The sequence below is a fragment of the Cellulosimicrobium composti genome, from assembly GCF_010287905.1.
Lineage (GTDB): Bacteria > Actinomycetota > Actinomycetes > Actinomycetales > Cellulomonadaceae > Cellulosimicrobium > Cellulosimicrobium composti.
On the sequence record NZ_JAAFAN010000012.1, the window covers coordinates 17,065 to 36,952 of the forward strand.

Sequence of the window (19,888 nt, forward strand, 5' to 3'; positions counted from 1 at the left end):
GCCGCGCGACCCTCGACCGTCCCCTCGCCCGCGGTGAGGCGCGCGACGACGGCGGACGTCCCCGAGTCGTTCCCCGCGCCGACGGTCACGCGGAACCAGACGTCGCGCGACGCGCCCGCCGGGACCGGGTCGAGGTCGACCGCGGCCGGCTCCGCGACCCACTCCGGCTGACCGTCCGGGACCTCCGGCAGGACGAGCTCGAGCTCACCGCCCTCGATCGCGGCGTCGCCCACGGCGGAGACCGTCGCGACGACGTCCACGACGTCACCCGTCGTGGCGCTCGCGGGCGCCGTGACGCCCACCGTCGCGAGCGCCGCCGCGGTGTACGCGTCGCCCGCCGTCGCGGCGAACGTGACCTCGGCGCCGTCGCGCACGTGCTCGACGGCGTTCCCGTCACCGTCCACGAGCGTGTACGCGCCCGACGCGAAGAGCGGGCTGCGCACCGTGAGGTCGCCGTCGCGCGACGGGCGCAGCGTGATCTCGCGGGCCGCTCCCCCGGTCCACGCGGCGTCGACCTCGGTGCCGCCGCGCGCCACGAGGCCGGTGGACGACCCTTCGGCCCACGCCGACGGCAGCGCGGGCAGCACGTCGACCACGCCGTCGTGGCTCTGCAGCAGCATCTCGGCGACGCCGGACGTGCCGCCGAAGTTGCCGTCGATCTGGAACGGCGGGTGGTTGTCCCACAGGTTGTCGAGCGTGCTGCCCGTGAGCTGCTCGCGCAGGAGCTTGTGCGCGCGGTCGCCGTCGAGCAGGCGCGCCCAGAAGTTCACCTTCCACGCCTTGCTCCAGCCCGTGCCGCCGTCGCCCCGGCCGTCGAGCGAGACGCGCGCCGCGGCCGCGAGCTCCGGCGTCGCGGTCGGTGAGACCGCGCCGCCCGGGAAGAGCGCCCACAGGTGGCTCACGTGCCGGTGGGTGTTGTTCGGCTGGTCGAGGTCCTCCTTCCACTCCTGGAGCTGGCCCCACGAGCCGACGCGCAGGCCCGGGTCGAGGTCGGCGCGCGTCGCGGCGAGCTCGTCGAGGAACGCGGCGTCCGTCTCCCCGAGCGCCGCGGCCGCCGCGGCGGTGTTCGCGAGGTGCTGCGTGACGATCTGCTGCGAGATCGACGCTCCGGCCGTGAAGTCGCCCTGCTCGGGCGAGTAGCTGGGCGTCACGACGAGCGAGCCGTCGCGCGGGTCCACGACGAGGAAGTCGAACCAGAACTCCGCGACCGAGCGCAGCATCGGGTAGGCGCGCTCGGCGAGGAACTGCTCGTCGCCCGTGAACAGGTAGTGCTCCCAGTAGTGCTGCGCGAGCCACGCCGCGGCGTCGGGCTGCCAGAAGGACTGCGGGTACTGGTGCAGGCCCGTGAAGCCGTACGGGTTGGTCTCGTTGCCGACGACCCACCCGTCCGCGCCGTACATCGTGCTCGCCGTGACCTCGCCGGGCGCGACCATCGAGTCCACGTAGTCGAACAGGGGGCCGTCGTCTCGGAGAGGTTCGTCGTCTCGGCCGGCCAGTAGTTCATCTGCAGGTTGATGTTCACGTGGTAGTCCGCGTCCCACGGCGGGTTGTTCACGCGGTTCCACACGCCCTGCAGGTTCGCGGGCAGCGATCCGTCGCGCGACGACGAGACGAGCAGGTAGCGCCCGAACTGGAAGTACAGCGCCTCCAGCGCGCGCTGGCTCTCCGGCGTGGTGCCCGCCCGGTAGGCCGCGAGGAGCTCGTCGGTCGGGACGTCGGGCAGCTCCGCGCCGAGGTCGAGGCGCACGCGCTCGTAGAGCTCGTGGTAGTCCGCGAGGTGCGCATCGCGCAGGGCGTCCACGCCCTTGCCCGCGGCGGCGTCGACGCGGGGCGTCACGACGTCGAGCGGCGCGACGCCGCTGCGGTACGTCGGGTACTCGCCCGCGTAGTCCGTCGCGGCGGAGAGGACGATCGTCGCGGAGTCGGCGCCCGTGACCGTGACGCGGCCGTTCGCGCCGTCGGTCCGCGTCCCGCCGTCGGTGAGCACCTGCGCCTGCGACGCGAACCGCAGGCCGTTGTCGCTCAGGGTCCCCGAGGTCGTGATGCGGCCGTCCGCCGCGGACTGCGCCACGTTCGACCGGCCCGACGGCAGGTCGAGCCGCGCCTCGAAGCCGACGGACCCGGGCTCGTCGGCGGTGAGGTGCACGACGACGACGTCGTCGGCCGCGCTCGCGAAGTACTCGCGCGTGTACGCGGTCCCGTCGAGCGTGTAGGTCGTCGTGACCACGGCGTCGCCGATGTCGAGCGCGCGGCGGTAGTCGGTCGCCGCGCCCTCCTGGCCGGTCATCTCCAGGACGAGGTCGCCGTACGTCTGGTACGAGCCGAAGCCCGTCTTCGGCTGGCCGAGCACCGCGGCGACCTCCTCGGGGCTGACGCTCCCCTCGGCGTCGATCCGGTCGCGGACCTGCTGGATCGCGCCGGGGCGCGGGCTCGTCCAGTTCCCGAAGTCGTAGCCCGGCGATCCGGGCCCGCCGGTCCACAGGGTCTTCTCGTTGAGCTGGACCTGCTCGCGCGCGACGCCGCCGAAGACGGTGGCGCCCATCGCGCCGTTGCCGATCGGCAGCGCGCGCTGCTCCCACTCCTGCTGGAGGTTCGCCGCCGCCGTGTTCAGCGGCTCGTCGAACCAGATGGTGTCGGGGTCGCCGGGGATCGTCGCGCCGGGCGCGGCGGCGGCGCCCAGCACGCCCGACGCCGGGGCGCTCGCCCCGGTCGCGGGTGCCGCGAGGAGCGCGAGCGGCACGGCGAGCGCGCCAGCGGTGATCTGGGCGACGACGCGGCGTGGGCCGGTTCGACGCGCGGTGGTGCGTTCTGGGGACATCAGTGGCCTCCTGGGCGGGACGTCGGTGTTCCGCGATCGGTGGGCGACGACGCTCGGCCTACGCCGCGTACCCGGGATTCATCCGATGTGTGCTCGACCACGGTGGCCGACTTCTGGGATAACGTCAACCCGGTGCGCCAAAACACGACACACTTCATCGGATCACTGGACGGAGGTCGTCCGCCCGTGTCCGCGGACCGGCGTGCCCTCGCCCCGCGCGACGGGCCAGGCGTCGGGACGCGTGCACCACGACGCCCACGCTCGGGGGACAATGTGCCCCGACGCATCCGCTTCCCCGCGCCGCAGCCCGCGGGCGGGGACGTCCGTGATCGAGGAGCGCTGTGATCACTGTCAGCACCGACGGCTCGTGCCTGAGCAACCCGGGCGGCGCCATCGGGTGGGCGTGGATCAACCACGACGGCACGTTCGACTCCGGCGGCGCCGCGAGCGGGACCAACCAGGTCGCCGAGCTCACCGCGCTGCTCCAGGCGGTCCGCGCGCACCCCGGCGCGGAACCGCTCCTCATCGAGTCCGACTCGCAGTACGCGATCAAGTGCGCGTCCGAGTGGGTCGTCGCGTGGAAGCGCAAGGGGTGGCGCACCGCCGGCGGGCAGCCCGTGAAGAACCTCGAGCTCGTCCAGGCGATCGACCGCGTCATCACCGAGCGCGCCGGGCCCGTGCGCTTCCGGTGGGTCCGCGGCCACGTCGGCGACCCGTTCAACGAGCGTGCCGACCAGCTCGCGGGGCTCGCCGCGCAGGACTGGGCCGCGGGCCGCGGCGACCTCGACGGCACGCTCGTGCCCGAGCTCGGGGACCCCACCCGGCGCGCGGGGCGCGTGCCCGCGGGGGCCTCGACGACCGCCGTCGGGACGCAGCCCGCGCACGCCAAGCAGGCCGCGCCCGAGCCCGCGTGGGACATGGACACCCTGTTCGACTGAGACCCGGGCGTGTCGGGGACGTGGGCGACGGGTGCGACGATGGACGGGTGACCGTCCTGCCGAGCACGGGCCCCGGGCCCGCCGAGCACGCGGTCGGCGACCCTCCGGGCCCCGCCCCGGCCGCCTGCCACGCGGCGGGCGCTCCGCTCACGCGGCGCGTGCGGTCGGCGCGGCCGCTCGACCTGCACCTCACGCTCGACCGGCTCGGCCGCGGTCCCTACGACCCGACGTTCCGCCGCACCGCCTCCGGCGACCTGTGGCGCACCACGCGCATGCCGAGCGGCCCCGCGGCGTGCCGCCTCGTCCAGGCCGGGCCGCGCGACGTCGTCGCGCACGCCTGGGGCCCCGGGGCCGACGAGGCGCTCGACGCCCTGCCCGACCTGCTCGGCGAGCGCGACGACGACGCCGGCTTCGTGCCGCCCCCGCAGCTGCGGGACGTCCACCGGCGCGCGACCGGCCTGCGCGTGCCACGCACGGGCCGCGTCCTGGAGGCCCTCGTGCCCGCGATCCTCGAGCAGCGCGTCCAGGCGGTCGCGGCGTGGCGCTCGTGGGCGTGGCTCCTGCGCCGCCACGGCGAGCGCGCGCCCGGGCCCGCGGGCGAGGCGGGGATGCTCGTCGTGCCCGACGCCGCAGGCTGGGCGGGCGTGCCGACGTGGGACTGGCACCGGGCGAACGTCGACCCGGGACGCGCGCGGACCGTGGTCGCCGCGGCACGGGTGGCCCGGCGCCTCGAGGAGTGCGGGGCGGTCCTCGACGCCGCGGGCGCGGAGGCCGCGCACGCGCGGCTGCGCGTCGTGCCCGGCGTCGGGGTGTGGACCGCGGCGGAGGTCGCGCAGCGCGCGCTGGGCGACGCCGACGCCGTCTCCGTGGGCGACTTCCACCTCGCCAAGGCCGTCGGCTGGGCGCTCGTCGGCGAGCGCGTGGACGACGAGCGCATGCTCGAGCTGCTGGCGCCCTACGCGCCGCACCGCTACCGCGTGGTGCGACTGCTGGAGGTCTCGGGCCGGGCGCGCGCCCCGCGCCGCGGCCCCCGCCTCTCGATCCAGGACCACCGCCGCAACTGACGGCACCGTCCCGGGAGCAGACGCGCAGGAGCCGCCGGACCGGGCGGTCCGACGGCTCCTGCGTTCGTCCGGCGAGCGGTCACTCGGGCAGGGCGCACGCCCCGTCCGCGCAGACCGCGGCGTCGTCCGCGCCCATGAGCGTGAGCGACGGTGCGGGCTCGCGGTGCGGGGCCGCCGCGTCGGCCGCGCTCACGGTCATGAGCGTGGTGCGACGCGGGTTCGCGATGGAGTGGTAGAGGTTCGTCGTGGTGTCCGTCATCTGAGGCCTCCTCGTGGGATTCACGGGCGCCGGTGCACGTGTGGAGCCGGCGTCGGTGCGGGCTTGCGACCAGTCTGGGTGATACCGAGTCGCAGGTCCACCGCACCGTGTGTGAGATGCGTCGCTCCGGCGCACCTCGGGTCGAGCGCGAGCGATCAGGCCGCGTCACGCTCCGTCGCGGCCTGCCGCAGGACCTGCACGAACACGGCCGGGTCCTGCGCCCCCGAGACCCCGTACCGCCCGTCGACGACGAAGAACGGCACCCCGTTGATCCCGTACGCACGCGCCTGGTCGATGTCGGCCTGCACGTCGTCGGCGTACCGGCCGTCCTCGAGCGCCGCGAGGACCTCGGCACGGTCGAGCCCGACCTCCGCCGCGAGGTCGGCGAGCTCCTCGACGCGGCCCACGTGGCGGCCCTCCTCGAAGTACGCCTTGAGAAGCCGCTCCTTCATCTCGAGCTGCTTGCCGTGCGCCTTCGCGTGGTGCAGGAGCTCGTGCGCCGTGAGCGTCTTGGTGTGCTGCAGGGCGTCGAAGTCGTACGACAGCCCCTCCGCCGCGGCGAGCTGCGTCATCTGGGCGAGCATCTGCTCGACCTGCGCGCGCGGCATGCCCTTGTGGCCCGCGAGGAAGTCCACCTCGGTGCCGTCGAAGTCGACCGGGGTGTCGGGCGCGAGCTCGAACGAGTGGTACTCGATCTCGACCTGCGGGCCGTCACCGGACTCCGCGAGGCGGCCGAGCGCCGTCTCGAGACGTCGCTTGCCGACGTAGCACCAGGGGCACGCGACGTCGGACCAGATGTCGATCTTCACGGTGGGGGCCGCCGCATCCGTCGCGGCAGGGCTGTTCGTGGTCATGTGACCGTTCAACCATCTGGTGGACCGCACGATTCCCCGCAGGGCCCGGCTCACCGCGTGACGTGCGCCGCACGGTGGAGGTCCTGCAGGACCATGATCTCCGCGCCGTGGTGGACGAGCTCACGGTTCAGGTGCGCCACGAGGTGCACGAACGGCGCCTGCGCGTCGATCTCCGTGGCCTGGCTGAGCCCCACGGCGAACGCCGCCTCCTCGGGCAGCGCGTCCACCCCCGCCCGCCAGCGGTCCACCTCGTGCCGCAGCCCCGCGACCGCGGCGCCGACCTCGCCCGAGAAGACCACCGCGTCGCGACGGCGCTCGTGCGGGCCGAACGTCCACTCCCACCGCTCGAAGAACACCTCCGTGAGGTGCGCGACGAGCCAGGCGATCGTGCGCGGCTGCGGCGAGTCCGGACCCTCGGGCCACTCCATGACCCACTCGCCCACGCCCAGCGTGCGCGGCGCGCGCTCGGTCCCCCGCCGTACGACCCGCAGCGCGTCCGGGCCGGGCTCCCACTCGAGCTCCGCCTGGGTCAGCGTCGCCAGCCGGTCCGAGACCTCCAGCCACGAGAAGCCGAGCTGTCCGCGCACGACGGCGAGCGCCGTCGGCACCGTGAGGATCGACCAGTCGAAGTCGGGGCTCCCGTACGCGATCGTGCCGTCCTCCGCCACGTGCACCATCTCGGCCTCCCTGCCCGCGGCGTCGTCGCCGCCGTGCTCGTCGGTTCGTGCTCGTCGGGTGTTCCCGCCGACGCTAGCCCCCGCCACCCACGGCCGTGCGAGACGATGGAGGGCCCATCCCCTCTCCCCGGGAGACCTCGTGCGCGTCCGCCCCCGTACCGTCCTGCTCGTCGCGACCGGCGTCGCCGTCGTGCTGCTCGGAGCGCTCGTCGCGTTCCTCGTCGTCAACGGCGCCGACGGCATGGTGGGCTGACGCCCCGGCGCGCGCACGCCGCGCCGCCGGGTCATCCTGCTGGAGGACCCCGGAGGAAGGCGACCCCGTGAGCGCGAACGACACCGCACCCGACCCGCAGCTCGTCCTCGTGCGCCACGGCGAGACCGAGTGGAGCGCGAGCGGGCGCCACACCGGACGCTCCGACATCCCGCTGACGGTCGCGGGCGAGCAGCAGGCCGTGGCCGCCGGCGTGTGGCTCCAGCGGTGGGCCGACCGCCGAGGGCGGCGCCCCGCCGTCGTGCTCTCGAGCCCGCGCCAGCGCGCCCGCCGCACCGCCGACCTCGCCGGCTTCCCCGACGCGGCGACCGACGACGACCTCGCCGAGTGGGACTACGGGCCGGTCGACGGCCAGACCGCGGTGGCCGTGAGCGAGCAGATCGGGCGCGACTGGCTCATCTTCCGCGACGGCGTCAACGTCCTCGCCGCGGCGAACGGGCACCGGGGCGAAGAGCTCGCCGACGTCGCCGAGCGCGCCGGGCGCGTGGTCGGGCGCGTCGAGCCGACCCTCCAGGGCGGCGAGGACGTCGTGCTGTTCGCCCACGGCCACCTGCTGCGCGTGCTCACGACCGTGTGGCTCGGCGTCGACCCCGGCCTGGGGGCACGGCTCGAGCTCGGCACCGCCGCGATCTGCCTGCTCGGCTACGGGCACGGGCTGCGCACGATCGAGGGCTGGAACCTCTCCGCGCAGGGCTGACCGGCCCGGACGCCCCTGCCCCGGCAGGGCGCGAGGTGGCACGATGACGCTCATGGGACTGAGCGAGAAGCACCTCACCGAGGGCGAGCACGTCGTCATGGAGCTCAAGGAGCACGCGAAGGCGCTGTTCTGGCCGTTCGTGCTCCTGGTCGTGCTCGTCGCCGCCGTCGTGGTGACGCTCGTGCTCGTCCCGAACGACGTCGCCCGCTGGGCCGTCGCGGGCGTCGCGCTCGTCGCCGCGATCATCTGGGTGTTCGTGCCGTGGCTGCGCTGGCGCACCACCGAGTACACCGTCACCACCAAGCGGATCGCGATGCGCTCCGGGATCATCACGCGCACCGGCCGCGACATCCCGCTCTACCGGATCAACGACGTCAACTACGAGAAGGGCCCCATCGACCGGATCTTCGGGTGCGGGACGCTCGTGATCTCCGACGCGACCGACAAGCCCGGCCTCGACCTCCACGACGTGCCCGACGTCGAGAACGTGCAGGTCCGCCTGCACGACCTCCTGTTCTCCGCCGACGACGGCTCCGACGACGGCGAGTGGCCGCCCAACGAGCCGCCCCGCGGGCGCCGCGCACCCCGCATCCCGCGCGCGGAGCGGTGACGCTCAGTCCTCGACGCGCCGCCCCGCCGCGATCTCCGCACGCGCCCGCATCTCGTCGCTCAGCGTGACGTCACCCTCCAGGTGCGCCGCCAGGAGCCGACGCGCGAGCGACGCCGCGTGCTCGGGGTCCGCGCCGCGCCCGGTCCACGCGCCGAACCACGCGGCGAGCGTCACCCCGTGCTCCGGCCGGTAGCAGACCGTCACCGCGTCGCCCGCCTGCAGCTCGCCGCCCCGCACGACCCGCAGGTACGCGCCCGTGCGGTTCGCGACCGTGAACCGCTTGACCCAGCGCTCCTCCCCGAGGCGACGCGCGAACGTCGAGCACGGCGTGCGCGGCTGCGTCACCTCCAGCAGCGCCGACCCGACGGACCAGCGCTCGCCCACGACCGCGTCGCTCACCGGGATGCCCCGCACCCGCAGGTTCTCCCCGAACAGACCCGGCGGGATCTCGCGCTCCAGCTGACCGACCCACCAGTCCGTGTCGTCCTGCCCGTACGCGTACACGGCCTGCTCCGGCCCGCCGTGGTTCGCGCGGTCCGCCTGGAGGTCCGCGTACAGGCCGAGCCGACGCACCTTCACCGGCCCCGACACCGGGCGCTTGTCGATCGCCGTGACGCCGGCGGGGCCCGCGTCGGGCAGGAGCGCGTGCACGCGGCACACCGCCAGCACCTCGCCGGTCGGGGCGCTCGAGGCGAGGTCGGTCACGGGCTCGGTGCCGGCGGAGGGGGACGCGACGGTGGGGGCGGCAGGCGACATCCCTCGATTCTCGCAGCGCGCGGGGTTCGAGCACAGGGGAAACGCGTTCGCGGGTCGCTCCGAGGGGCGCGCGCGTGGGTCGCGTCGGCGGGGCGCTCCGAGGAGGAGGGCGCGGGTCTTCCATCCGGCCGCTCGTTCCTCGCGGCCTCCCGCCAGACCCGCCACGACCCACGCCCTCCTCCTCTGCGCGCCCCGCTCGTGGTGACGTCACCTGCCGTAGGAGCCCGGTGTCGCGCTCCCCCAGCCCCGCCGCTCCCGCTCGTCACCTGACGCAGGCGACGTGCGGCCTCGTCGTCGTGCTCCCCCGGTGCGGGGGTCGGTCCGGGCGGGCGGAGTCCGGGTCGGGCGCGTCAGGCGAGGGCCGCGGCGGTGGCGCGCCAGGCGGCAAGGTGCTCGACGACGTCGGGCCGGGCCGGGGTCGGGAGGTCCGGGGCGGCGGTGGTCGTCGCGGGCTCGACCGGGTCGCCCGTGCCGCGCGCCGCGAGGAGCGCCGCGCCGACCGCCGTCGCGCTGCGGAGCCCGACGCGCCGCACGGGACGGCCGAGCGCGTCGGCGAGCAGCTCGCGCACCAGCGGCTCGCGCGTCCCGCCGCCGGTGACGACGACCTCCGCGTCCCGGTCCGGCGACCTCGTGCCCGCCGACGCGGGGCCGACCGGTCCGGTCGACGGGTCGGTGCCCGGCGCGTCGAGGAGGTCGACGGCCGCGGCGACGGCGAACACCATGCCCTCGACGGCGGCGCGCACGAGCTCGGCGCGGCCGGTGGACTCCCCCAGGCCCGTCCACGCGCCGCGCGCGCCCGGGCCGGCGACGCCGCCGCGCTCGCCCGTGAGGAACGGCAGGAACGTGACGCCGCCAGCACCCGCGGGAGCGCTGCGCGCGAGTGCGACGGCGTCCTCCCACGACAGGCCGAGCACGCGCAGCGCCCAGTCGAGCGCGAGCCCGGCGTTCTGCACCGCGGCGAGGCGGTACCAACCCGCGTCCTCCCCCGCGCCGGTGTCGGCGAACGTGTGGACCACGGCGTCGGCGACGGGCGCCGGACGGTCGAGCGCGGCCATCGCCTGCGCCCCTGTCCCGAGGTTCACGTGCAGGCCCGGCGCCCCGACGGCGAGGCGCGCGACCGGGGTGTCGCCGCCGCCCACGACCACGGGCACCGCGGTGCCGCTCGCGGGGAACCACCGCGCGAGGCGTGACGTCGTGCCCGCGACCGCGTCGGACGGCGCGACCCCGGGCAGGAGCCGGCCCGGGAGGTCGAGGTGCGCGACGACGTCGTCCGCCCACGCGTCGCGGGTCACGTCCCACAGAAGCGTGCCCGCGGCGTCCGAGCGGTCCGTCGTGCCTGCGGGCAGCGCGGCGTCGTCGACGAGCCACGCCCGCACCACGTCCTTCGGCAGGAGCACGTGCGCCGCGCGGTCGCACAGCGCGGGGTCGTGCGCCGCGAACCAGTCGAGTACCGGGCCGGTCATCCCCGGCACGAGCGGGTTCGCGAGCCGCGCCCGCACCGGCTCGGGCAGGGCACGCCACCGGTCGAGCCGGTCGGCCGCACGGGCGTCCGTCCACAGCACCGCGGGCGCGAGCGGCCGCCCCGCGGCGTCGGCGAGCACCGCCGCGTGCATCTGCCCCGCGACCCCCACCGAACGCACCACGACGCCGTCCCCCGCCCGTGCAGCGAGGTCGTCGAGCGCCCGCGCGAGCGCGCCGGTCCACGTCGCCGGGTCCGTCTGCGACCACCCCGGGCGCGGGTGCGCGACGTCGTACGACGCCTCGGACTCCGCGACGACCGTGCCGTCGCGCGCGAGCAGCACGAGCTTGAGACCGCTCGTGCCGAGGTCGACGCCGAGGTGGACCGTGGGAGGGCCGGCCGGGGTGCGCACGGTCCGACTCTTCCACCCCGGCGCACACCGCGCTCCCGTCCGGGGCTCGCCGGACCCCGTCCGCGGCGAGGTAGCGTCGACCGCATGAGCGCCACCCGACCCTCGCGCTGGGAGCTGCGGACCGCCGCCGACCCGTCGCACTCCACCTGGTACGTCGAGCGCTTCCGCACGATGGCGGCGCAGGGCGCCGATCTCGCGGGCGAGGCGCGCTTCGTCGACGCGATGCTGCCGCGGGGGTCGCGCGTGCTCGACGCGGGCTGCGGCCCGGGCCGCGTCGGCGCGGAGCTGCACGCGCGCGGTCACGTGGTCGTCGGGGTCGACGTCGACCCGGTGCTCGTCGAAGCGGCGCGCACCGACCACCCGGGGCCCGACTGGCGCGTGGGCGACCTCGCCGAGCTCGACCTGCCCGCCGAGGGCGTCACCGAGCCGTTCGACGCGATCGTGTGCGCAGGGCAGGTCATGACCTTCCTCGCGGAGGGCACCGAGGTCGAGGTCCTGCGGCGCTTCCGCGCGCACCTCGCGCCGGACGGGCGCGCCGTCGTCGGCTTCGGCACCGGCCGCGGCTACGCGCCGGAGCGGTTCCTCGCCGACGCCGCGGAGGCGGGCCTGCGCCTCGACGTCGCCCTCTCGACGTGGGACCTGCGCCCGTGGTCGGACGACGCCGACTTCCTCGTCGCCGTCCTGTCCGTCACGCCGGGGTGAACGTGAACGTCACCGCCCCGCTCGACGTGCCCGGCTCGCCCTCGACGTCGTCCACGTGGAGCATGCCCGCACCGTGCAGGTCGATGACGTCGCCGAGGTCGGCGCGCAGCACGTCCTCGCCGCGCGGCGACCGGACCGCGAGCTGGGCGAGCGCGCGCCCCGCGCCGACCCCGACGCGCATCACCCCGACGCGCACGTCGGCGAACTCGGCCTGAGCCCCCTGCGGGACGCGCGCCCGGCGCACGTCGTCCTGGTCCGTCATGGTCGACCTCCCGAGTAGACCGAGTCGAAGTTGTCCTTGTACTCCTGCTCGGTGAGCCACAGGTCGCCGACCTTGTGCTCACCGTCCAGCATGCCGCCGCCAGGGCCCCACGGGTTGACGATGTGGATCTTCAGCTCGCCGTCCACCTCCTTGACCTCCGTCACGACGTACGCGTGGTTGGGGACGATGCGGCTGTCGTCGACCTCGTCCTCCCACCACCAGAACGCGTCGTCGTCCTCGGTGCCGACGGCGACGGGCCCGTCCTTCAGCCGGTCCTGGATGTCCGAGAGGCTCAGCTCCCCCGAGCGCTCGGCCGGGCGGCCCGTGATCGCCTCGAACGCGACGTCGGAGTGCCCGCCGTCGATGTCCTCGTAGTCGCCCCCGAAGTACTCGGCGGCCGCCTTCTCGTAGATCGACACCCAGTTCGGCTCGCCGTTCTGACCGCCCACGCCGTTCTCGGGGGCCGTCGGCTCGACGACGATCTCGACCGGCTTCCCGTCGGAGTACATCGTCACGGTGTAGGTGCCGTCGTCGTTGAGCCGGATGTGCTCGCGCAGGAACTCGGGGTCCGTCGTGGCGACGGCCCCGAGGCCGGCGAGGAACCAGCAGTCGCCGACCTGCCCCTGGTTGATGTCGTCGATCGAGAAGTCCTCGTTCTCGAGGTCGATCGGCGGGACGTCCTCGTAGTCGCCGAGGTCGTCGGTGAGGTCGGGGTCGCCCGGGCGGTCGCCGTCGCCCGGCGTCCCGCGGTCCCCACCGCCCGGCGTCCCGCGGTCCCCGCCGCCCGGCCCGCCGGCGCCGTCGGTGCTCGCGCTCTCCTGCTGGTCCGCCTGGCGCACGACGGCGGTCGCCGCCTCGCCGAGCACCGCGCCGACCGCGGCGACCGCCGGGCCGTGCGAGGTCGACCACGTGCCGCGCAGCTCGTCGCCGTCGGGTCCCTCCCACGGGCTCGACGTCACGAGGGCGTCGAGCTCGCCCCGCAGCGCCGTCAGCCTGTCCGCGGCCTCGGCCAGCCGCTGACCCAGACGCCGCAGCTCCGCGACGTCCGCCCCGTACATCCCGCTCATCGTCTCCCCCTCGCCGGCAGGTCGCCGAGAACGTACGCCCGCCCGCGGGCCGCGGTCGATGGGGCGGGCTCCCCATCCGCCGCGCGGGCCGCGCTGGTAGCGTCCCCCGCGGACGACGCGCCGACCGAGGGGGGACCATGACGGAGCGCACCAGCGGACGCGAACGGGGCCTTCGGCCCGCCCGTCGGCTCGCCGCCGCAGCCCTCACGCTCGGGGCCCTCGCGCCGCTCGCCGCGTGCGGCTCGTCCGGCCCGCAGGAGGCGCCGCCCGCGGCCGGCGACGTGCCCGCCTACGAGGTCGCGCGCCAGGACGTCCTCGCCGCGGTCCAGCAGGTCGTCGGGGCCGACGGCTGGGCGCAGGACGACGACGCGTCCGCGACCGCGCAGGACGACGGCCGCTGCGTCGTCTTCCTGCCCGACGCGTCCACGACCCGTGCGGGCGGCGAGGGCTACGACCTGCTGGCGGACGTCCCCGACGCGCTCGCGCCGGTGCTCGACGAGCACGGGTTCGGCAAGCCCTCCGGCGTCGAGGAGGCCGAGCACGGCGGGACGGCGTCCGTCACCGCCGTGGACGCCGCGGGGTGGGAGGTGCGCGTCACGGCCGACGGCGACGTGGTGCGCCTCGACATGTCCGGCCCCGTGGACCTCGACCCGTGCGCCGCGTCGGCGCTGCCCGAGCTCGCCTGAGCCGTGCCGTCGTACCGCGTGACGCTCGCCGTCGGCCTGCTGCGCCCGGGCGCCGACCCGGAGGCCGTGCTCCCCGCGGCGGCCGCCGCGGCGCGCGCCCTGACCACGGTCGAGGCGTACGACGTCGGCGTCGTGCGCGGCGAGGCCCGCGTCACCGTCCGCTTCCTCGCCGACACCGACGCGGACGCCCACCGTGTCGCCGACGCGGTCGAGGCGGGCGTGCGGAAGCACGCCGCGACCTCGGGCGGGCGCCTCACGCGGCGCTGGGGAGCGCGCTGGCACCCGGCCTGACCTGACCGACGTCGTGCACCGCCTCGCCATGAAACCTACGCAACCGTAGGTTACGGTGGCGTAGTGAACACTCTGGCGTCGAGGCCGTGGACCGACCGCTACAGCCCGGGCGTCCCGACGGACGTCACGGTGCCCGACGAGCCGGTCACCGCCGCCCTGTACCGCGCTGCCGAGCGCTGGCCCGACCGCGTCGCGGTCGACTTCTTCGGCGCGACCACCACGTACGCACGCCTCGTGGCGCAGGTCGAGCGCGCCGCGAGCGCCCTGCACGACCTCGGCGTGCGCCGGGGCGACCGCGTCGCCCTCGTGCTGCCCAACTGCACGTCGCACGTCGTCGCGTTCTACGCGGTGGAGCGCCTCGGTGCGGTCGTCGTCGAGCACAACCCCACGTACACGACCGGCGAGCTCGCGCACCAGCTGGCCGACTCGGGGGCGAGCGTCGCGGTCGTGTGGACCAAGGCCGTCCCCGCCGTCCTCGGGGCGCGCGCCGAGGCGACCGGGCTGCGGGCCGTCGTCGCGCTCGACGTCGCGCGCGACCTGCCGCGCGGCAGCCGGCTCGCGCTGCGCCTGCCCGTGGCGCGCGCCCGGGCCCAGCGCGACGCGCTGCGCGGCCCCGTGCCCGCGGGCGTCCCCGACTGGCACGACCTCGTGCGCCGCGCACGGGCGCTGCCGCCGTCGCTGCCCCACCCCGCGGCCGACGACGTCGCGCTCCTGCAGTACACGGGCGGCACCACGGGCACGCCCAAGGGCGCGGTCCTCACGCACCGCAACCTCGTCGCGAACGTCGTGCAGGGGCAGGCGTGGGCGTCCTTCGCGGAGGGCGCCGAGACCGTCTACGGCGTGCTGCCGTTCTTCCACGCGTTCGGCCTGACGTTCTGCCTCACGCTGCCCGCGCGCATCGGCGCGACGCTCGTCGCGTTCCCGAAGTTCGACCCGAAGGCGTTCGTCGCCGCCCAGGCGCGCCGCCCCGCGACGTTCCTGCCCGGCGTCGCGCCCATCTTCGACCGCATCGTCGGCGCCGCGGCCGACGCCCCGGGCGCGGGCGGCGACCTCACGTCGATCCGGCTCGCGTTCGCGGGCGCCATGCCGATCACGGCAGAGACGGCGCAGCGCTGGGAGGACACGACGGGCGGCCTGCTCATCGAGGGCTACGGCATGACCGAGACGTCGCCCGTCTCGCTCGGCAACCCCGTCTCGGACGACCGCCGCCCCGGGACGCTCGGGCTCCCGTTCCCCAGCACCGAGATCCGCGTGGTCGACGCCGACGCGCTCGACGCGGGCGAGCTCCGCGACGCCGAGCCCGAGCCGTCCGACGACCCGTCCGCGCCGCGCACGGTGCGCGGCGAGCTGCTCGTGCGCGGGCCGCAGGTGTTCCGGGGGTACTGGAACCGGCCGGAGGAGACGGCCCAGCAGCTCCTCGACGGCGGGTGGCTGCGCACGGGCGACGTCGTGCGCGTCCCCCTCGACGGCCCCGACGCGGGCCTGGTCACGCTCGTGGACCGCATCAAGGAGATGATCGTCACCGGCGGGTTCAAGGTGTACCCGTCGCAGGTCGAGGACCACCTGCGCGACATGCCCGGCGTCCGGGACGTCGCCGTCGTGGGCGTGCCGGGCTCCGGCTCGGACGAGCACGTCGCCGCGGTCGTCGTGCTCGACGACGCCGACGGCGCAGGCTCCCCACCGCGCGTCGACCTCGCCGCGGTCCGCGAGTGGGGCGAGCAGCGTCTCGCGCGCTACGCGCTGCCCCGCACGCTCGCCGTCGTGCCGGAGCTGCCGCGCTCGCAGATCGGCAAGGTCCTGCGCCGCGTCGTCCGTGAGGACCTCCTGGGTCGCGACGACGTCGAGCGCCACGGCGCCTGACCACCTCCGCCCCCAGGCCGAACATGCGGTCAGGGAGCATCCGTCGACCTGGATGCGCCCCGACCGCATGCTCGACGCGCCACAAGCGCCTGTTCGGCGGGCGGTCGCGGTTCGCCGTAACCTGGCTGACGTCGTCGGCGACGCCCGCGACGCAGGCGGGCGGGCACCGGCGCTCTCCCACCCCGTCGCCCTGAGGAGGCCCCGTGCCCGAGCCCGTGACCGCTGCGCCAGGACCGGCAGCCACCAGCCCCGTCCCGCACGTCGTGGTGGTCGGTGCCGGGTTCGCCGGGCTCGCCGTCGTCAAGGGCCTCGCGAAGGCGCGCGTGCGGGTGACGCTCGTCGACCGCCGTGTCTACAACACGTTCCAGCCGCTGCTCTACCAGGTCGCGACAGGCGGCCTGAACCCCGGCGACGTCACGTACTTCCTGCGCGGGCTGCGGCTCAAGCAGAAGAACGTGCGGGTCGTGCACGAGCACCTCGTGGGCATCGACCACGAGAACCGGCGCATCCGCCTGCTCAACGACGAGTGGGTCGACTACGACTACCTCGTCGTCGCGAACGGGGTGACGGCGAACTTCTTCGGCACGCCCGGCGCCAAGGAGAACTCGTTCCCCATGTACTCGCGGTCGCAGGCGATGAAGATCCGCGACACGCTCTTCATCCGCCTCGAGAAGGCCGCCGCGAGCCCGCGCACGGACGACGGCCTGCGCGTCGTGGTCGTGGGCGGCGGCGCGACGGGCGTCGAGGTCGCCGGGGCGCTCGCGGAGCTGCGCACCGCCGGGCTGCGGCCCGCCTACCCGGAGATCCACGGCGACGCGTTCGAGGTGAAGATCGTCCAGCGCGGCAACGAGGTCCTCAAGTCGTTCGACCCGCGGCTGCGCACGTACGCGGCCGACGAGCTGCGCCGGCGCGGCGTGGACCTGCACCTGGGCGCCGGGGTCGCCGAGGTGCTGCCGGACGCCGTCGTGCTCACCGACGGCACGCGCATCCGCTCCGACCTCACCGTGTGGTCGGCGGGCGTCCACCCGCACGAGGAGGTCGACGACTGGGGCCTGCCGCGCGGCGAGGGCGGGCGCGTCGTCGTCGGTGACGACCTCCAGGTCGAGGGTCTGCCCGGCGTCTTCGCCGCGGGCGACATCGCGATCTCCCCCGCCGGGCTCCCCCAGCTCGCGCAGCCCGCGATCCAGTCCGGGGAGCAGGTCGCGAGGAACGTCGTCGCGCTCGTCGCGGGCCGCCCGACGCAGCCCCTGCGGTACTTCGACAAGGGCACGATGGCCGTGATCGGGCGGCGCGCCGCGGTCGCGGAGGTCGTCGGGAAGATCCGCCTCACGCGCGGCGTCGCGTGGCTCGCGTGGCTGTTCGTCCACATCATGGGGCTCATCGGACCGCGCAACCGCATGACCACGCTCGCCGGCCTCGTCACGCGGTACGGGTTCCCGTTCCACCGGCGCCCCATCCCCATCGTGGGTGACGTCCCCACCGTGCGACCGCCGAAGCGCACGCCCCGGTCCCGCTGAGATCACCCGCCGCCCGGCAGCGCCTCGCAGGGTCGTCCCGTACCCTCGAAGGGATCAAGCGGTTCGCAGGGGCAATCGGGGGCACGAGTGGTGGCAGGACGAACGGGTGCGTCGTCGACGACGACGGGCACCACGAAGGACGAGGCCGCGCGCGGCGCACGGCACGACGACGCGCGACCCCGCGCCCTGGCCGTGCCGCGTCGCGCCCGCGTCGCGGTGCTCGCCGTGGTGGCCGCGGCCGCCCTCGCGGGGTGCCGCGCCGAGGCGCTGCCCGGTGGCCCCGGGACCCCGGACGCATCCCCCACGACCGCACCGACCGACGGCCCGACCGCCGGTCCGACGGCCGACCCGACCGCGCAGCCGCCCGCCGAGCCCGGCGCGCCGCTCCCGCCCGGCGGCTCCGACGGCGTCGAGGTCTCCGTCGAGATCGAGCACGCGTTCTCCATGCCGAACCTCGTCGAGGCCAAGCTCAAGCAGGCGCGCGCCGACCTGGAGCAGCGCGGCGCCGTGACGGTCGTCGTGGTGGACGCGCGCAACCCGGGGGCGGGCGCGCTCCCGGGCGCGTCGAACGGCTGGACCGTGTGCGCCCAGGAGCCCGTGGGCGGTGACCTCGTCCGGGCCTCGGAGACGGTCCGGCTCGGGGCGGCGCCCAACGCCCGGCAGTGCCCCTGACCCTTCCGGGTGGCGGCACAGGCCGCGACGGCGCACGGTGGGAACCTCACCGCGCCCGCAGACAGGAGCACGCCGCATGAAGATCGCCCTCGTCGGAGCCCACGGGAAGGTGGGGCGCCTGCTCGTCCCGATCCTCGTCGGCCACGGCGCGTCCGTGTCCGGGATCGTCCGCGCCGACGAGCAGCTCCCCCTCGTCCGCCGCCTCGGGGGCGAGCCCCTCCTCCTCGACGTCGAGCACGCCGAGACCGAGGAGATCGCCGCCGCGCTCGACGGCTTCGACGCCGTCGTGTGGTCCGCCGGTGCCGGGGGCGGCGACCGCGACCGCACGTACGCCGTGGACCGCGACGCCGCCGGACGGTCGATGGACGCCGCCGCCGCGGCCGGCGTCGGCCGGTACGTCATGGTGTCGTGGATCGGGTCGGTGCCGGACCACGGCGTCGACCCCGACTCAAGCTTCTTCGCCTACGCGGACGCGAAGCTCGCGGCCGACGACCACCTCCGGGGCACCGGCCTCGACTGGACCGTCCTCGGCCCGGGCACGCTCACCGACGACGACCCGACGGGCGCGATCCGCGTCGTGGGCGACGGGCCCGACGGCCTCGACGGCGCGGAGGACGTGCCGAGCGGCGCGGCGTCCCGGGTCTCGCGCGCGGACGTCGCGATGGTCGTCGCCCAGACGCTGCGCACGCCCGCGACGGTCGGCCGCTTCATCCGGTTCACGGGCGGCGACACCCCGATCCTCGAGGCGCTCGAGCGCTGACGCTCACCTCCGGCGGACGCGGCGGTCCACGCGCTCGCGCAGGTCGAGCGCGGTGCGCCGCCACGTCGCGGCGCGCGCGACGACCGACCCGACGCTCGTGTCCTCGGCGCGCACGTGCACCACGTCGACCCCGCGCTCCTCGGCCGTGCGTACCACGACGTCCGTGGCGCCGCGCAGCGCGAGCTGCAGGAGTACCGACGTCGCGCTCGCCTGCGCCTCGCCGGTGCCGAACCGCCGACGGTAGACGACGTGCGTGACGACCCGGTCGAACATCGGGTCCTTCCTACCAGTCCCGCCGTCGTCGGCGCCGAGCAGGGCATGGGCGTCGGCGAGGACGTCGGTGCCGTCGTCGTCCGGCGGCATCACGGCGAGGTAGAGGGACAGCAGGAGCTCGCTGATCCGGCGCAGCACCCACGCCCGGCCCGGAACCGGAGGCAGCGCGACGACGAGCTCGGCGAGGTTCGCCTCGAGGGCCTCCGCCGACAGGCACGTCCACGCGGGCGCGGTGCGGACCTCGACCACGCGCTCCCAGTCCACGTCCTTGCCGTCGAGGCCCACGCGCCGGGGGCCGATCGTCAGGGCACCGAACCGGTCGAGGAGCGCGAGCGGCGCGGTCGCGAACCGCGGCACGAACGGCACGAGGCGCACGACGCCCTGCACCGAGACGTCCCACTCGCGCTCGAGCGGGTACGACGGCCGCGGGTACGCGTCGATCGCGCGCCGGACCCACTCCGTGACGAGATCGTCCGGGTCGTCGCCGCTCTCCTCGTCCCCGGCGCGCTCTCCGTCGCCGTCCGACGCACGGTCCTCGGCGAGCGCGCCGCCCTCGGGCTCGGCCCCGTCGGGCGCGTCGTCGACGTCCTCGTCCGCGAGCGCCTCGACGAGAGCGTCCTCCAGCGCCGCGTCGAGACCGGCGTCCACACCGGCGGCGTCCACACCCGAGACGTCCACCCCGGGGACGTCCACGCCCGGGGCGTCCGGCGCGGGGGCGGTGTCCTCCTCCCCGGACGAGGGGGACGCGGCGTCGGGCGCAGCGGCGTCGCGGCGTGACCAGCGGCCGGGCAGGGACACCGAGGGGCGCGGGAGGGTCGGGCGCGGGACGGACGGGAGCGAGGGGACGCGCGGCAGGCGGCGCTCCCCGAGCAGCCGCGCGAGCGCGCCGCGCCCGTCGCCCGTCGTCAGCCCGGGGACGTCCGGGCCGTCGCCCGGCTCGTCGTCGGTCGTCGTGAGGAACGGTTCCTTCGCCACGGCACCCC

Annotated in this window: 19 protein-coding genes and 1 pseudogene; 11 read left to right on the plus strand and 9 right to left on the minus strand. The window is 75.8% G+C overall.

Translation table 11 applies throughout. The annotated features are described in order from the left end of the window. Positions 1-88 precede the first annotated feature (88 nt). Positions 89-2,818 (minus strand): annotated as a pseudogene (locus GYH36_RS20455) (glycoside hydrolase family 95 protein); the annotation flags it as partial. Positions 2,819-3,159: 341 nt separating this feature from the next. On the opposite strand from GYH36_RS20455, the gene GYH36_RS05370 reads away from it, so the two are divergent. Together GYH36_RS05370 and GYH36_RS05375 are read left to right on the plus strand one after the other, a co-directional pair. Beyond that, a complete protein-coding gene (locus GYH36_RS05370; RefSeq protein WP_162289312.1) occupies positions 3,160-3,756 on the plus strand; it encodes a ribonuclease H family protein in 597 nt (198 codons plus the stop codon). Between the two features lie 47 nt (positions 3,757-3,803). Then, positions 3,804-4,820 carry a DNA-3-methyladenine glycosylase family protein gene (locus tag GYH36_RS05375; protein ID WP_024842287.1) on the plus strand — a complete coding sequence of 339 codons (1,017 nt, stop codon included), beginning with the start codon at positions 3,804-3,806 and terminating at the stop codon, positions 4,818-4,820. 79 nt (positions 4,821-4,899) lie between these two features. Here the strand turns inward: GYH36_RS05375 and GYH36_RS05380 are convergent, their stop codons facing one another. From GYH36_RS05380 to GYH36_RS05390, 3 genes are all read right to left on the minus strand, one after another. Next, the gene (locus GYH36_RS05380; RefSeq protein ID WP_024842286.1) at positions 4,900-5,079 is read right to left on the minus strand and encodes a hypothetical protein; all 180 of its coding nucleotides are present in this window, start codon (positions 5,077-5,079) and stop codon (positions 4,900-4,902) included. A gap of 155 nt (positions 5,080-5,234) precedes the next feature. Then, a complete protein-coding gene (locus GYH36_RS05385) occupies positions 5,235-5,933 on the minus strand; it encodes a DsbA family oxidoreductase (protein WP_024842285.1) in 699 nt (232 codons plus the stop codon). 50 nt (positions 5,934-5,983) lie between these two features. Then, positions 5,984-6,610 (minus strand): DinB family protein, encoded by a 627-nt coding sequence (locus GYH36_RS05390; protein WP_024842284.1) that lies wholly within the window; start codon positions 6,608-6,610, stop codon positions 5,984-5,986. A 320-nt stretch (positions 6,611-6,930) separates the two neighbouring features. Here GYH36_RS05390 and GYH36_RS05395 point away from each other — a divergent pair, with 320 nt between their 5' ends. Together GYH36_RS05395 and GYH36_RS05400 are read left to right on the plus strand one after the other, a co-directional pair. Further along, positions 6,931-7,578: a histidine phosphatase family protein gene (locus GYH36_RS05395; RefSeq protein WP_024842283.1), complete on the plus strand. Its 648-nt coding sequence runs from the start codon at positions 6,931-6,933 to the stop codon at positions 7,576-7,578. A gap of 52 nt (positions 7,579-7,630) precedes the next feature. Then, the gene (locus tag GYH36_RS05400; RefSeq protein ID WP_162289313.1) at positions 7,631-8,188 is read left to right on the plus strand and encodes a PH domain-containing protein; all 558 of its coding nucleotides are present in this window, start codon (positions 7,631-7,633) and stop codon (positions 8,186-8,188) included. Positions 8,189-8,191: 3 nt separating this feature from the next. Here GYH36_RS05400 and GYH36_RS05405 read toward each other — a convergent pair whose 3' ends face one another. Further along, positions 8,192-8,944 carry an MOSC domain-containing protein gene (locus tag GYH36_RS05405; protein ID WP_024842281.1) on the minus strand — a complete coding sequence of 251 codons (753 nt, stop codon included), beginning with the start codon at positions 8,942-8,944 and terminating at the stop codon, positions 8,192-8,194. Between the two features lie 350 nt (positions 8,945-9,294). Next, positions 9,295-10,815 (minus strand): xylulokinase, encoded by a 1,521-nt coding sequence (locus GYH36_RS05410; RefSeq protein ID WP_162289314.1) that lies wholly within the window; start codon positions 10,813-10,815, stop codon positions 9,295-9,297. Positions 10,816-10,899: 84 nt separating this feature from the next. Here GYH36_RS05410 and GYH36_RS05415 point away from each other — a divergent pair, with 84 nt between their 5' ends. Next, the gene (locus GYH36_RS05415) at positions 10,900-11,517 is read left to right on the plus strand and encodes a class I SAM-dependent methyltransferase (RefSeq protein WP_024841480.1); all 618 of its coding nucleotides are present in this window, start codon (positions 10,900-10,902) and stop codon (positions 11,515-11,517) included. Here the strand turns inward: GYH36_RS05415 and GYH36_RS05420 are convergent. Together GYH36_RS05420 and GYH36_RS05425 are read right to left on the minus strand one after the other, a co-directional pair. Beyond that, positions 11,504-11,779, minus strand: coding sequence for a hypothetical protein (locus tag GYH36_RS05420; protein WP_024841479.1), 276 nt, complete (start codon positions 11,777-11,779; stop codon positions 11,504-11,506). The two genes, GYH36_RS05415 and GYH36_RS05420, sit on opposite strands and share 14 nt — an antisense overlap. Further along, positions 11,776-12,846, minus strand: a complete 1,071-nt coding sequence (locus GYH36_RS05425) for a C2 family cysteine protease (protein ID WP_162289315.1) — start codon at positions 12,844-12,846, stop codon at positions 11,776-11,778. The genes GYH36_RS05420 and GYH36_RS05425 overlap by 4 nt, the downstream gene beginning before the upstream one ends. A 137-nt stretch (positions 12,847-12,983) precedes the next feature. Between GYH36_RS05425 and GYH36_RS05430 the strand changes: the two genes are divergently transcribed. The 6 genes from GYH36_RS05430 to GYH36_RS05455 all read left to right on the plus strand — a co-directional run bounded on the left by GYH36_RS05430 (position 12,984) and on the right by GYH36_RS05455 (position 18,632). Then, positions 12,984-13,532, plus strand: coding sequence for a hypothetical protein (locus GYH36_RS05430; protein ID WP_024841477.1), 549 nt, complete (start codon positions 12,984-12,986; stop codon positions 13,530-13,532). Between the two features lie 3 nt (positions 13,533-13,535). Continuing rightward, complete coding sequence (locus GYH36_RS05435; protein WP_115943350.1) at positions 13,536-13,823, plus strand: hypothetical protein; 288 nt, start codon at positions 13,536-13,538, stop codon at positions 13,821-13,823. A 63-nt stretch (positions 13,824-13,886) separates the two neighbouring features. Further along, the gene (locus GYH36_RS05440; RefSeq protein ID WP_162289316.1) at positions 13,887-15,683 is read left to right on the plus strand and encodes an AMP-binding protein; all 1,797 of its coding nucleotides are present in this window, start codon (positions 13,887-13,889) and stop codon (positions 15,681-15,683) included. Between the two features lie 203 nt (positions 15,684-15,886). Next, on the plus strand, positions 15,887-17,200 hold the full coding sequence (locus GYH36_RS05445; RefSeq protein WP_312028516.1) for an NAD(P)/FAD-dependent oxidoreductase: 1,314 nt from the start codon (positions 15,887-15,889) through the stop codon (positions 17,198-17,200). Between the two features lie 90 nt (positions 17,201-17,290). Beyond that, the gene (locus tag GYH36_RS05450; protein ID WP_162289317.1) at positions 17,291-17,872 is read left to right on the plus strand and encodes a PASTA domain-containing protein; all 582 of its coding nucleotides are present in this window, start codon (positions 17,291-17,293) and stop codon (positions 17,870-17,872) included. A gap of 76 nt (positions 17,873-17,948) precedes the next feature. Further along, positions 17,949-18,632, plus strand: a complete 684-nt coding sequence (locus GYH36_RS05455) for an SDR family oxidoreductase (protein WP_024841472.1) — start codon at positions 17,949-17,951, stop codon at positions 18,630-18,632. Between the two features lie 3 nt (positions 18,633-18,635). Here the strand turns inward: GYH36_RS05455 and GYH36_RS05460 are convergent, their stop codons facing one another. Further along, positions 18,636-19,880: a hypothetical protein gene (locus GYH36_RS05460; protein WP_162289318.1), complete on the minus strand. Its 1,245-nt coding sequence runs from the start codon at positions 19,878-19,880 to the stop codon at positions 18,636-18,638. Between the last annotated feature and the right edge of the window lie 8 nt (positions 19,881-19,888).